The sequence below is a fragment of the Nocardia blacklockiae genome (genome assembly GCF_015477355.1).
In the GTDB taxonomy this organism is placed as follows: domain Bacteria; phylum Actinomycetota; class Actinomycetes; order Mycobacteriales; family Mycobacteriaceae; genus Nocardia; species Nocardia blacklockiae.
Map to the genome: position 1 here is coordinate 24,456 of NZ_JADLRJ010000010.1, position 12,701 is coordinate 37,156.

The following is a 12,701-nucleotide window of genomic DNA, read 5'->3' on the forward strand; positions in this document are numbered from 1 at the left end:
CGGCTACACGTCGAGCACGATGCGCTCGCCGCGGGCGCGGGATACGCAGGGGTAGATGATATCGGCGCGTTCCCTTTCCCCAGCCTGCAGGACGTCGTCGCGGTGATCGGGCAGCCCGGCCAGGACCCTGGTGGCGCAGCTGCCGCAGACGCCGTCCTCGCAGGACAGCGCCACCGTGGGATCGACCTCCTGGATGACACTGAGCAGGGTGCGGTCCGCCGGGACCTTCACGACGACGCCGGAGCGGCGCAACTCGGCCTCGAACGGCGCGTTGTCGGAGTGGGGCCGATCGCTCGCGGCGAACCGTTCGGTGCGCACGATCGCGTCGGGGTGTTGCGCCGCAACGGTTTCCACCGCACGAAGCAAGGTTTCGGGACCGCAGCAGTACACCGCCACGCCGCGGGGAGCGGCGGCGATGACCGCGTCGAGATCCGGCCGGGCGCTGGTGTCGGCGGGGCACAGCCGCACCCGCTCCGGGTATCGACCGCGCAGCGCGGCGGCGAAAGCCATGGAGGTCAGCGATCGTCCGCGATAGATCAGCTGCCAGTCCGCGCCGCGGCGCTGCAGCCGATCGATCATCGGCAGGAACGGAGTGATACCGATACCGCCGGCGATGAACAGGTAGGCGGGTGCGTCGATGAGGGGAAAGGTGTTGCGTGGTCCGCGAATACCGACGCGCATTCCCGGCCGCAAGCTGTGGATCTCGGTCGAGCCGCCGCGTGCGGCGGGCTCGTTGAGCACCGCGATCCGGTAGATGGCGTGCTCGGCCGGATCACCGTGGAGCGAGTATCGGCGCACCCGGCCCGAGGGCAGCACCAGATCGACGTGCGCTCCGGGCTCCCACTCCGGCAACTGCTCGACTTCGGTCGGCCGCAGCGTGAGAGCGACAGTGTCCGAGGCGATTTCGCGTCGATCGGCGATCGTGACCCGGATATCTCGGCCGGACGCGCGCACCGGTAGGAGCCGACGGCCCCGCCTGGTCTTCCCGCCCGGTTTGTACAGCGACAGCAGCAAGGCCGCCACCAATCCGAGCAGCGAGGTCCCGAATCCCCAGAAGGCCACCGCGGCGTCGGCGGTGAGCTGCGCGGTCGTGCCGCCGGTCGCGGCCAGCTGGGCCGCCTGCCGATGGGCCCGTTCGAGAGTGTCGTGCAGGAATCCGAACGCCAGGAACAGAATTCCCACCGCGATGCTCAATTTGACGGCGACCCAGTAATAGCGGACCAGCCCCCATCCGGTGGTGACGCCGAGCGCCAAACCGGTGAGTATGGTGGCGAAATTCGCCCACGGCAGCAAGGTCATGTCGAAAACCGTCATCAGCTCGTAGGTGGCCATGCTGATGCCGATGTCGGTCGTGGTCATGGCCACGAACCCCATCGCCGTAACAGTGAGCGCTATGCCCACCCAGCACGCCGCCGCCACCGCATGAGCGGCCACCAACGCTTTGCGCGGCCCCGGGCGCAATTGCCCGGCGAGCAGCGAAACCGCCGGAACCACAAACCAGGTCGCGAACATCGCCACCAGATCCCCTATCAGGAACGCTTGCAGCACGGTCGCGACCATCAGCAGCCATCCCGGCCCCAGCAGCAGCGGCCGCGGACACTCGGGCCTCAGCGTGATCAATGCCGCGAGAAGACCGCTGAGCGCGGCCAGGAGAAACCACACCGGCACCACCGCCGCCGGGCGGGAAGGCGGAAACACCGGCGGCAGCTGAGTAGCGACCAACGCGACAATCGCGAAGGCCCACAAAATGTTTCGAGCGGACACCGGTGGCGGAGCAGGCCGCGGCGGGGTGGACGGAGGACGGATCGCGGTTCGGGTCGGCACTGCTGACTCCTCGATTAGTCGATATCGACTAATCGAGTATCTCGGGCATGTGCCGTCCCGTCATCGGGGATCACCCTGAAACCGCCGAGTATCCGCCGGGCCTGCCCCGGCCGAACTCCCGAACAGACCGTCATTGTCCTGGCAGGTCGACCGCCAGAGTGGCGAGAAAGCGGGTGGCGAGTTCTGCTTCAGGCGCACCGATCTTTTGGAAGATCTCGATGGCCTGCCGGATCGATACCGCTGCTGCGGCTGTGTCACCGAGGCTTGCCTGACATCGCGCTGTCCCTTCCAACGCCAGGCCCTGCTCGAGTTGGCTGTTGATCGCGCTGGCTGCGGCGAACGCCTCGGCGAAGCTGTGCAACGCCTTGTTCGGTTCACCTATGGCCAGCGACAGGCGTCCGATCTCGTTGAGCACCTCGGTGTAGCCGAGTTTGCTGCCGAGTTGATCGTGCAGAGCCAGTGCCTTCTGGAACAGATCGACGGCTGCGGAGTACTGCCCGGTCCGAACGCGCGTGATACCCAGGTTGTTGAGAGCGTTGGCTTCACCGACCCGGTTGCCGAGCTCGCGATAGCGGGACAATGCTTGTTCGTGGAGGTCGGCAGCGGCAACGTAGTCCCCGATTTTTTCGTACACGATGCCGAGATTGTTGAGTGCATCGCCTTGGCCGGGGCGGTTTCCGAGTTCTCGGTAGCGGACCAACGCTTGCTTATGCAGGTCGGCGGCTACCGCGTAATCCCCTTTCCAAGTGTGCGCGAGCCCGAGGTTGGTCAGCGTGTTGGCCTGCCCCTGACGGTCACCGAACTCGCGGTAGCGAATCAGTGCCTGTTGTTGGAGATCAATGGCGTCGGTGTAGTCCCCGGTTGCCTGCCGGATATTGCCGAGGTTGCCGAGAGCGCTGGCTTCTCCGGTCCGGCTACCGACCTCTGTGAAGGCGGCCAGCGCCCGGGTGTACAGGTCGTTGGCAGCGTCGAAGTCACCGGTCTTCTGGCGCACAATGCCCAAGTTCATCAATGTGTTGGCTTCGCCCCTGCGGTTGCCCAGCTCGCGGTAGAGCGTCAGCGCCTGTTCGTGTAGCTCGATCGCGGTAGCGTGATTTCCGATGCGCGCCTGGACGAGTCCGAGGTTGGTAAGCGCACCAGCCTGTCCGAGTCGGTTGTCGAGTCTGCGGTAGCACGTCAGCGCCTGCTGATAGAGGTCGGCGGCGTCGGTGTGGTCTCCGACCAATCTGTGCAATGTGCCGAGGTGTTTCAGGATGTTCGCCTGACCGAGCTCATCGGAGAGGGTTCGGGCGATAGCGAGGCCCCGCTGATGCAGTCTTATCGCGAAAGTCCAAGGACCGTCGTGTTCGAGCAAGCCGGCAAGGGTGTCGATGAGATCGACGGCCCGCGCGGGCTCGCCGGTGGCGCAATGGTCGAGGCAGGCGAGGAGGTTTGCGCGCTCTGCGCGCAGCCATGTCAAAGCGGCGATCTCGCTGCCGAATTCGCGTCTCGTCGTATCGGCACGCAGGGCGGTGGTGGGCCGGGTGCGGCGGGCCAATCGCTGATCCGCAGCAGCGGCGGCAGCCTGGTAATAGTCGAGCAGTTTGTCGGTTCTCTCGTCGACCGTGTCCCCACCGTGGCTGTGCGCCAAAGTGCGTGCGTATTCGCGCAGAAGATCGTGCAACTGGAAACGACCGGGCTGGATTTCCTCGATAAGGTGATCGGTGTAGAGCTGCTCCAATTCGGTCTGTGCCATACCCGTGGTGATATCGGCCAGTGCTGCTGTCGCGTATGCATCGGTGTCCGGGCCGGGGTGTAGCCCCAGAGACCAGAACACGCGTTGTCGCTCGGAAGGTAGGTCGCGGTAGGACATGGTGAATGCGATGCGCACCGCTCGTGGTCCTGCGGCGAGTTCGCGGAGTCGGTCGGGTGTCGCGGTGAACGCGGCGGCCAGATCGGCGACGGACCATGTCGGACGCTGAGCCAACCGGCTGGCTGAAAGTACGATGGCCAGCGGCAGGAATCCGCAGAGCCTGACGATATCGTTCACCGCGGCTCGCTCGGTGTGAGACATGGACTCGCGGCGGCCTGCGCGGGAGATGAACAGCGTGGCCGCGCTGTCGATGTCGAGTACGTCCAGCGATAGGGGGATGGCGTCGTCGAGCGCGGACAGGCGTCGGCGGCTGGTAATCAGCGTCAGACATCCGCTCCCCGCAGGTAGAAGTGGTTCGACCTGCTCGTCGTCGTAGGCATTGTCGAGGACGAGCAGTATCCGCTTGCCGTTCACACGATCGAGCCAAAGATTCTGACGTCCCCGCAGTGTCGGCGGCATGAAGCGCGGATCGACACCGAGATCGGTGAGCAGTCCCGCGAGGATGTCGGTGGGTTCAGCGGGGGAAAGTCCGGGCGTGTGGCCGTGCAGATCGACGAAATACTGTCCGTCGGGAAACTTGTGTGCCAATCGGTGGGCAGCACGGGTGGCCAAGGCCGTCTTCCCTACGCCGGGCATGCCGTCGATCGTGCGTATCGACACCACTTGTCCCGCGCCGGCAGCTTCCACGATCCGTGCTAGCTCGTTCTCACGTCCTACCAACGAGGCCACGTCCCGGCGCAGCGTTGTGGTGACGATCGGACGCGGCTGTTCCTGGACCGAATACTGGATGGTGAAGTCTCGACCGACCACAACGTCGGTGATCACGATCGCCGGCGCGGCATCCGACAGCGCAGAAAAGTCCCGGCCTACTGCTGCGCTGTCGGAGGGTGAGGCGGCCGACCGTCGGCGTGGATCCCGCTGATGGTGAACGAGCCGTCCACCGACGTCTTCTCGGCGACAACGCCGGCGCCGCCGGCCACGGTGACATCGGTGATCGTGAGCTGCCCGGCACTGACTTCATGCAAGCGCACGCCGACGCTCTCCGCGACCTGTGGAGAGTGGCGATGTATCGCCACCAGTACTTCGCCGGCCGCAGTGAGTAATTCCTCATCGCGTCCAGCACCGGCCTGCGCGAGTTCTTCGACCAGTACCGCGCGTCGTGCAGGCGATTGTGGCCGGCGTTCGAGCATTTCCACGTCTACAGACCGGTAGCGGCCGGTGATCAGCCTCTTCACAGCCTGATAGGCGTCGGTTACCGCCTGTTCGGCCGTGCCGGTCAACCCCGCGGCGGCACCAGCCGCCAAAGCAGCCGCCACCATCGTCACCGGATCCACCCCGTCGACCTCCCATGTTCGACCCCTCCGACCCGTGCGGAGTCGTACCACTGAACCAAGGGGTGACCATGCATCGCAAGAGTTCCGCCGAACCATATTCTCCGGTCTGTTATGTCGAAGGCGCGCGCGCGTCACCTCGCTCGTGTGCGGCGGCGGCTGGAACAAACCGGTCAGATGCAATAACCTGAATGGAAGCTATTGCGGCCCTTGGCTTTTCGCTGATCAATGGAGGTGTCGTGTACTAGAATCGGCGCTGTCGAAGGGGATGGTCACCCGGGACCGCCGCGCTGATCGAGCCCCGTTATCCCTCGCGCCGTCGGGTGGGCCGAAGACGTTCTGCCCGAGCGCGATGCGTATACGCTGGAATGAGAGTTGGCCATGTCCCGTCATATCCTCGAGAAGGCGCTCGTTCTCCTGTCGGTCTTCGTTTGTCCGGTCGCCGTGGCCGGTCCCGCGGAGGCGTTGCCGACCACCACGATTCACTGCGGAAAGCATTACGACAGCGTCGACTGGCAGGCTCCGTCGTTGGCCGATACCTCGCATGTGGATACGCTCTTCTTCGCTGTCGACGTCGGCGGGGACGATATCCGTTCGGGCACCGGAGTGTCCGCTACCGTGACCTTCCGGACCCTGTTCAGCCGGGTGGACACGCGGCGGAGCGCCGTGTTGACCTCCGATCCGCACCCGAACAATTCCCATTTCTCCGGAAGCGTTTCGCTGGGGTCCCGCAGTGACGACATCGAGTCGCTGGTCAGTCCCATGGACATCTTCCGGGTCGAACTCGTCTCGGCCTCCGGTCAGCCCGATATCTTCAGCACTCCGGACAACTGGAACATGGATTCGCTCTCGGTCCAGTACACGACGTTCGAGGATTCCCGGACGTTCCACCCCCTGGTCCAGGGGTCGGGGAGTCCCTGGCTCCACCGTTTCAAGGCCGATTGCGACAACGATTCGGGCGAGGGCGGCCCGCTCTGGACCGTGGTCAACCCGACGGTGTGAGGATCCGGAATCGGCCGCGGCGAACGTGTGCCCGGGTGGGTGTCCATACCCACCGTGGCCTCTTGGTCACAGGGTAGGCATGTACCGCGGACCCGTGGCGGGCAGAGACCCGACGTTGGCGCGGTAGAACTCGAGGTGACTTCTCGCTGCCTTGTCCCAGCCGAATCGGGCGGCGAGGGCCTTACCGCGTTCGGCGGCGGAAGGATCTCGGCGCAAGTTCTGTGCCATGGCGGTGGCCATGTCGGCGGGGTTCGTGGCGTAGGAAATGGTGTCTCCGAACACTTCTCGCAGCACGGGCAGGTCACGCCCGACCACCGGCACGCCCGCGGCGAGTGCCTCCATGGCGGCCAGGCCGAACCCTTCCTTCGTGGAGAAGAAGGGAACCAGGCTGGCGCCGGCCACCAGAGCGGGCAGGGAGTCGTGGGGCACGGTCCCGAGGATCGTCGGCTGGACGGCCAATTGTGTTGCGCGCGAGTCGAAAGCGGACCGGTAGGCGCGATAGTCGAAGAGTGTTTCGCCGCCCGCGTAGACGAGGCGCAGGTGTGGATGGTCGCGGCGGAGCAGGGCGAAGGCCTCCAGGAGATCGAGGCTGCCCTTGCGGGGTTCGATACCGCCCAGCGCCAGGACGTACGGGCCCAGCCGGCGTGACCAGTCCAGGCGGGCGGGGGAATTGGAAGCCGTTGCGAAGCGGTCGTATTCGACGCCGTTCGGGATCACCGTCGGGCTCAGGCCCCAACCCGCGTGGACCTCCGCGGCGACGGCGGCCGAGACGCAGATGTGGGCGTAGGGTTCGACGATGGCGCGCTCGTGGCAGGCGGCCAGCTCGGGTGTGGTGAAGGTGTCGAGGTGGTGGATGGTGCGGATGCAGCGGTCGACCGCGTTGGCGCTGATGCAGTCCTGGGCGTGCACGATGTCGTAGGCGGGGGGAGTGAAGGCGGAGCGTAATGCGTTGATGGAGCGCATGATCCGGTCACCGACCGATTCGCCGTCGGCGGCCTCGAACGGCACCACCCGCACGGTCACCGCCGGATCGACGGGCTGGAAGAAGGCCGAATCGCCGCCGCGGCCCAATGTCCACACCGTGACGTCCACGCCCAGCTTCGCCAGTGCCTCCGCGAGATTCAGCGTATGCACCACGCCCCCACGGGGTTTGGTGGAATAGGTGAGCAACGCGACCCGCATCAGAACCCGCCTTTGTCGCGCATCAGGTTGTGGTACGCGTCCACCCGGCGCTCGGCTAGGTGACGCAGCACGCGCCGGGCCCGCTCCACCTCCGCGTCCACATCGATGTCCGCGACCGCCAACCCGCCCTTGGACCAGGTCTTGGCGAGGATGTCGCCGCCGGGACCGACGATCTTGGCCTGCCCCAGAAACCGCAGCGACCCCGTGATGCCGGTCTGGTTCGACGAGGCCAGGACCACCTGGTTCTCGGCGGCACGAGCCTGGTCGTACAGGTCGAACAGGCGGGACTGGCGGTCGTTGGGCATGCGGGAGGCGCGGTCGGTGACGCTGGCGGGCCAGGCGGACAGTGCCGCGATCGTGCGAGCGCCGTCGAGGGCCAGGGCACGCGCCGATTCGGGGAAGGTCTTGTCGTAGTCGATGAGCATGCCCAGGCGGCCCACGGGAGTGTCGAAGGCGGTGAAGCGATCTCCCGCGGCGTAGGCGAGATGTTCGCCCGCGGGCTGGTGGACCTTGCGGTGGCGGCCCAGGACGCCGTCCCCGGTCACACAGACCGCGGCGTTGTAGCGGGTGCCGCCGCTGTGCTCGGCGTAGCCGACGCAGAGGGTCATCGCGCCGGCCAGGCGGCACAGCAGCCGGATCTCGGGGCCGTCGGGGTCGATGGCCTCGGGCGCGGTCGCCGGGTCGGGATTGCGTAGGTCGCCGATGTAGCCGCCGAGCGTCGCGTCGGGCAGCACGAGCAGGTCGACGCCGTCGGTGGCGAGCCGGTCGATGATGCCGGTGATCTTGTCGAGTGCGCGGGCGATGTCGCGGCCGAAATGTGCTGCGACGGCGGCGATCCGGGTGACGGCCATGGGAATCCGGCTCAGGCCGCCGCGGTCGCGCGGCGGGCGCGCACGATCCGCTCCGCGAGGTGTTCGGCGTCGCGGGCGATGGCCGCGAAGCGACCCGACCCCCAGGTGTGCAGCCACGGCAGCCCGAGGAAATACAACCCCGGAGTGGTGGTGACGCCGCGATTGTGACAGGGGTGTCCCTCCCCGTCGAAGACGCCGACGCGCAGCCAGCGGTAGTCGGTGCGGAAGCCGACCGACCACACCACCGAGGTAATCCCGCTCGCCGCCAGGTCCGTTTCGGTCACCTCCCGTTCGGGCCGCCACACCGGCCGATAGCGCTCCTCGGCGGGTGCGTCGATGCCCTCGCGGGCGATGTAGTCGTCGATGGAATCCTTGATGCTCTCGGCCACGGCGTCCGCGGCGTCGAGCTGCTTGGCCAGGGTCGGCTCGAAATGCGCTGTGCCGCCGGTGACGTCGATCATGCGGCCGTAGAGGGACATGCCCTCGAGGGCGAAGCGTCGCAGGTCGATGTCGCGCCCGCCGTCGCGGCCGGTGACGTAGTGATTGGTGTTCTCGCGCTTGCCGAGGCCGCCGGGCTGGTCCTCGATGGGAATGTCGTAGTGGCCCATGTCCTGGAGCCACGCCACGCAGTCGCGGCCCCGGTAGAAGCGCGCGACGCGCGGCGCGCCGCCGACCGCGAGATGCACCTTCCGCCCGGCCAGATGCAGGTCCTCCGCGATCTGCGCGCCGGACTGCCCGGTGCCGACGACCAGGACCGCGCCTTCGGGAAGGTCTGCGGCACTGCGGTATTCGGCGGAGTGCAGCTGCCGGATCGTGTCGGGCAGTCGTTCGGCGAACCGCGGAATCGTGGGTGTGTGATAGCCGCCCACGGCCACCACCACCTGATCGGAATGCATTGGCCCCGATGTCGTTTCGATGTCGAAGCCGCCATCGTTCGCCACGGTTACCGCCGTGACGGTGACGTGCTCGCGCACCGGCGGATCGAAGGTGTCGGCGTAGCCGCGCACCCACGCGTAGACCTCGTCGCGGGTCATGAAACCGTGCGGTTCGGGACCGTCGTAGCGATAGCCGGGCAGCACGCACTGCCAGTTCGGTGTGACGAGAGTGAAGTTGTCCCAACGGGTGTCGCGCCACTCGTGCGCGATGGTGTCGCGTTCCAGGACGACATGGTCGATACCGCGGTTGGTGAGGTGCCAGCTGATCGACAGCCCGGCCTGCCCGCCGCCGATCACGACGACTTCGTGATGGTCAGGCATGAGCGGCCGCCAATCCCTCGGGTACGGGCGGCTGTCCGACCACGCCGTGCCGGGCGACCACGCTGTCGTAGATCTCCGGACGGCGGTCGCGCAGGTTGTACATGCCGCCGCCGCGGGCCAGCTCGAGCGCGTGCTCGACGTCGACGGTCGCGGTGGCCAGGCCGGGTTCGGTGCCGGTGGTCGCGAGGACCTCGCCGCCGGGGCCGACGATCTTGGCGCTGCACACGAAGCGCAGCGAGCCGAAGGTGCCGGCCTGGTTGGAGGCGATCCACACCACCTGGTTCTCCACGGCCCGCGCGCGGTCGAAGATGTCGAAGCGCTGGGTCCAGCGGTCGTCCTCGAGCCGTTCGGCCGTGGCGGTGCGGGCGGTCGGCCACGCCGACAACGAGGCGATGATCTCCGCGCCGTCCAGTGCCAGCGCCCGCGCGGCCTCGGGGAACGCCTTGTCGTAGCAGATCTGCATACCCATTCGACCGATCGGCGTGTCGAAGGCGCGGAACCGCGAACCCGCTGTGTAGCAGAGGTTTTCGCCGAGCGGCTGATGCACCTTGCGGTACGAGCCGAGCACGCCGTCGCCGGTGAGGGTGACCGCCGCGTTGTAGCGGTCCTCGCCGTCGGCCTCGCAGAACCCGAGCGTGACGACGAGATCACCGGCCATGGCGGCGATCCGCCGCAGCTCGGGCCCGTCGAGCGCGAGGGCGGGCGGCAGGCTGCGCAGCCGTCGCCGCCGCGCCTCCTCGCTCTCGGTGTCCCCGCCCAGGCTGGGTAGATAGCCGCCGAGGCAGGCTTCGGGCAGCACCAGCAGGCGGCTGCCCCGGGCGCGGGCCCGATCGATGAGGTCGCCGATGGTGCGGTAGCAGGTTTCCATGTCGCGGCCGAATTCGGCGGCGGCGACGGAGATGGTCAGGTCGGTCATGAGAGTCCCAATCCGGTGACGGTGCCGGGCACCGCGGTGGTGGTGGTTCCGTCGGGCCAGCGCAGTCGGACGCCGGGGACGGTGGTCAGGACGCCGCACACCGCGGAGGTCACGGGTCCCGTCGCGCCGATCGCCGCGCCGGGACGGTCGGCGGTGAGCATGGCGAAGCCGGGGAAACAGGTGATCCATTCCGCGACAGCGGCTTCGGCGGGACGCGGGATGCGCGCAACGTCCAGTTCCACGCCGACGCCGGACGCCTCGGCGAGCATGCCCGCGGTTCCGGCCAGCCCGGCCATGCTGACGTCCTTCGCGGCGGCCGGTGCGGTGTCGGCGACGAACCGGCCCAGCGCCCGCAATTCCGCGCCGGTTCGCCGTGACGACGAATCCCATTGCCGCCCTGTGTAACCCGGACGCCACCGGCCGCCGAGATCCGCGGTGACGCGCAGTTCGTCACCCACCCGGCCGCCACCGCCGGGCACCGGCCGCGCGGTACGGCCCAGGGCGGTCACAGACAGTGCGGCCGGGCCGATCTGAGTGTGCCCGCCGAGCACGGGCACGCCCCAGGTCTCGCTCGCCCGGGCCAGGCCGCGCAGGATGCGCGTGAGCAGCGACCGGGTGGGAGCGGCGACCGCGTCGAGCAGCCCGACGGGTTCGGCGCCCATGGCGGCCAAGTCGTTGAGATTCACCAGCGCCGCGCACCAGCCCGCCCATTCCGGATCGCGTTCGACCATGGCGGCGAGAATCGCGTCGCAGGCCGCGACGAGATCGCTGCCCGGCACCGGCGCACCGTCGTCGCCGCGGAAGCCGTTGCCGCCCAGCGACATCGGCTGCGTGCCGAGATCGTTCAGCAGCGGGCCGAGCAACGCCTTGGTAGTCCGGGCCAGCCGGTCGATCCGGTCGATCGGCCAGCGCATGCGTACGTGCGGTGCGCCGCCGATCATGCTGTCCTCCAGGCGATTCCAGCCCAGCTGGGTGAACATCGCGGCATACCGCCGCTGCACGGTGGCCTCGAAGCGCAGGACGTTCGCGTTCTCGGCATGGGCGCATGCCGCGCGCACCAGCGCATGGCCGACCCCGCGGGTGCGGCGCGCGCCGTTCACGACCAGCCGGCTGCCGGTCCACCAGCCGAGATCGGTGGTGGTGGCAGGGGCCAGGCGCACGCCGCCGAGGACGGTTCCGTCCGGGGCGAGCGCGGCCAGGACGATGGTGCGCGGGTCGTCGTCGATGTCGTCGGCGTCGCTGCCCTCGAACAGGCCTTGTTCCAGGACGAAGCTCTCGTGGCGCAGCGCGCGGTAGGCGGCGAGGTGGCGGGCGTCGGCGGGGCGGATCAGGAATCCGTCCTCGGCTTCGGTGGGCATCGGGTGTCCGGACAGGACACAGTGGTCGGGGGACGACGAGGCCCGAAAGGTGTCGACGGCGACCATGTCAGCCTCCCGCGGTCCGGAGCACACTGCACGCGCCGCACGCCGCGCAGCCCGCCTTCTGATCCGCGCCGAGCATCCCGGCGCGGCGCAATGCGTCCGCGACCCTGCGGGTCACGTCCTCGAGCAGTGACGGTGCGGGTGCCGCCGCGCCGTCGACGTCCGTGGCGAGCGTCCCGGCCAGCGGCCGGAAGGGAACGACGAACGGGTAGACGCCCATCTCGATGAGTTCCCGTGCGCCACGGACCAGGTCGTCGGGGTCCTCGCCGAGCCCGACCAGCAGATAAGTCGACACCTGGTTGCGGCCGAATACCCGCACGGCTTCCGCCCAGGCCGCCCGGTACTCCGACAGCGGCACCGTGGACTTGCCGGGCATCCAGCGGGCGCGCACCCGGTCGTCGAGAGATTCGACATGGATGCCGATGGACTCCGCGCCCGCCTCGCGCAGTTCCGTGAGGACCGCCAGGTCGGCGGGCGGTTCGCACTGCACCTGGATCGGCAGGCCGGGAACCGCCCGGCGCACCGCCCGCACGCAGCGCGCCAGATGTCTTGCGCCGCGGTCCTTTCCGGCCGTGGTGCCGGTGGTCATCACCATCTGGCGCACCCCGTCGAGCCGGACCGCGGCGGCCGCGACCTCCGCGAGCTGCTCGGGCCGCTTGACCGCGACCGTCGAGCCCGCGGCCAGCGACGCCTCGATCGCGCAGAATCGGCAGCGCTGGTCCTCGCCGTACCGGATGCAGGTCTGCACCACGGTCGTGGCGAGCACGTCCGCGCCGTGCAGCTTGGCGATCTGCTCGTAGGCGACGCCGTCGGCGGTGCGCAGGTCGTAGAAGCGCGGCCGCCGCACCGGCTCGACGGCGACACCGAGGTCGGCGCCGTCGCGCAGCAGCCGGTCGCCGCGCAGCGTGTAGGGACTGTCGGACCTGATGGGAACGGCAGCGCCGGCGCCCCCGAACAGCACATGACCGTCGTCGCTGGGCCCGGCCCCGGAACGGCGCTGCACCGGCACGTCGACGCGAATTCCGAGTAGCGCCAGGTCTACTCGCGTGGACACCTCGGTCATGGC

General features: G+C 68.3%; 10 protein-coding genes. 1 reads left to right on the forward strand and 9 read right to left on the reverse strand.

What is annotated here, in order from left to right:
- Positions 1-3: 3 nt before the first annotated feature.
- From IU476_RS26225 to IU476_RS26235, 3 genes are all read right to left on the reverse strand, one after another.
- Positions 4-1,722, reverse strand: a complete 1,719-nt coding sequence (locus IU476_RS26225; protein ID WP_228824370.1) for a PDR/VanB family oxidoreductase — start codon at positions 1,720-1,722, stop codon at positions 4-6.
- A gap of 232 nt (positions 1,723-1,954) precedes the next feature.
- Positions 1,955-4,501: an ATP-binding protein gene (locus tag IU476_RS26230; RefSeq protein WP_195104415.1), complete on the reverse strand. Its 2,547-nt coding sequence runs from the start codon at positions 4,499-4,501 to the stop codon at positions 1,955-1,957.
- 41 nt (positions 4,502-4,542) lie between these two features.
- Positions 4,543-4,995: a Het-E N-terminal domain-containing protein gene (locus IU476_RS26235; RefSeq protein WP_500048433.1), complete on the reverse strand. Its 453-nt coding sequence runs from the start codon at positions 4,993-4,995 to the stop codon at positions 4,543-4,545.
- Between the two features lie 387 nt (positions 4,996-5,382).
- Between IU476_RS26235 and IU476_RS26240 the strand changes: the two genes are divergently transcribed.
- Positions 5,383-6,009 carry a hypothetical protein gene (locus IU476_RS26240; RefSeq protein ID WP_195104419.1) on the forward strand — a complete coding sequence of 209 codons (627 nt, stop codon included), beginning with the start codon at positions 5,383-5,385 and terminating at the stop codon, positions 6,007-6,009.
- A 66-nt stretch (positions 6,010-6,075) separates the two neighbouring features.
- Here IU476_RS26240 and IU476_RS26245 read toward each other — a convergent pair whose 3' ends face one another.
- The 6 genes from IU476_RS26245 to IU476_RS26270 are packed head-to-tail and all read right to left on the reverse strand — an operon-like array spanning position 6,076 to position 12,698.
- A complete protein-coding gene (locus IU476_RS26245) occupies positions 6,076-7,191 on the reverse strand; it encodes an MSMEG_0565 family glycosyltransferase (RefSeq protein WP_195104421.1) in 1,116 nt (371 codons plus the stop codon).
- Complete coding sequence (locus IU476_RS26250) at positions 7,191-8,042, reverse strand: carbon-nitrogen hydrolase family protein (protein WP_195104422.1); 852 nt, start codon at positions 8,040-8,042, stop codon at positions 7,191-7,193. Before IU476_RS26250 ends, IU476_RS26245 begins: the two co-directional genes overlap by 1 nt.
- 11 nt (positions 8,043-8,053) lie before the next feature.
- Positions 8,054-9,298 (reverse strand): MSMEG_0569 family flavin-dependent oxidoreductase, encoded by a 1,245-nt coding sequence (locus tag IU476_RS26255; RefSeq protein ID WP_195104425.1) that lies wholly within the window; start codon positions 9,296-9,298, stop codon positions 8,054-8,056.
- The gene (locus IU476_RS26260; protein ID WP_195104427.1) at positions 9,291-10,214 is read right to left on the reverse strand and encodes a carbon-nitrogen hydrolase family protein; all 924 of its coding nucleotides are present in this window, start codon (positions 10,212-10,214) and stop codon (positions 9,291-9,293) included. The genes IU476_RS26255 and IU476_RS26260 overlap by 8 nt, the downstream gene beginning before the upstream one ends.
- On the reverse strand, positions 10,211-11,638 hold the full coding sequence (locus IU476_RS26265; RefSeq protein ID WP_195104428.1) for an MSMEG_0567/sll0787 family protein: 1,428 nt from the start codon (positions 11,636-11,638) through the stop codon (positions 10,211-10,213). Before IU476_RS26265 ends, IU476_RS26260 begins: the two co-directional genes overlap by 4 nt.
- Before the next feature lies 1 nt (position 11,639).
- On the reverse strand, positions 11,640-12,698 hold the full coding sequence (locus tag IU476_RS26270) for an MSMEG_0568 family radical SAM protein (RefSeq protein ID WP_195104429.1): 1,059 nt from the start codon (positions 12,696-12,698) through the stop codon (positions 11,640-11,642).
- Positions 12,699-12,701 lie beyond the last annotated feature (3 nt).

Coding starts and splice junctions, on each gene's coding strand:
- IU476_RS26270 (WP_195104429.1), bottom strand. CDS start 12,698: ATGACCGAGGTGTCCACGCGAGTAGACCTGGCGCTACTCGGAATTCGC.
- IU476_RS26265 (WP_195104428.1), bottom strand. CDS start 11,638: ATGGTCGCCGTCGACACCTTTCGGGCCTCGTCGTCCCCCGACCACTGT.
- IU476_RS26250 (WP_195104422.1), bottom strand. CDS start 8,042: ATGGCCGTCACCCGGATCGCCGCCGTCGCAGCACATTTCGGCCGCGAC.
- IU476_RS26245 (WP_195104421.1), bottom strand. CDS start 7,191: ATGCGGGTCGCGTTGCTCACCTATTCCACCAAACCCCGTGGGGGCGTG.
- IU476_RS26235 (WP_500048433.1), bottom strand. CDS start 4,995: ATGGTGGCGGCTGCTTTGGCGGCTGGTGCCGCCGCGGGGTTGACCGGC.
- IU476_RS26255 (WP_195104425.1), bottom strand. CDS start 9,298: ATGCCTGACCATCACGAAGTCGTCGTGATCGGCGGCGGGCAGGCCGGG.
- IU476_RS26260 (WP_195104427.1), bottom strand. CDS start 10,214: ATGACCGACCTGACCATCTCCGTCGCCGCCGCCGAATTCGGCCGCGAC.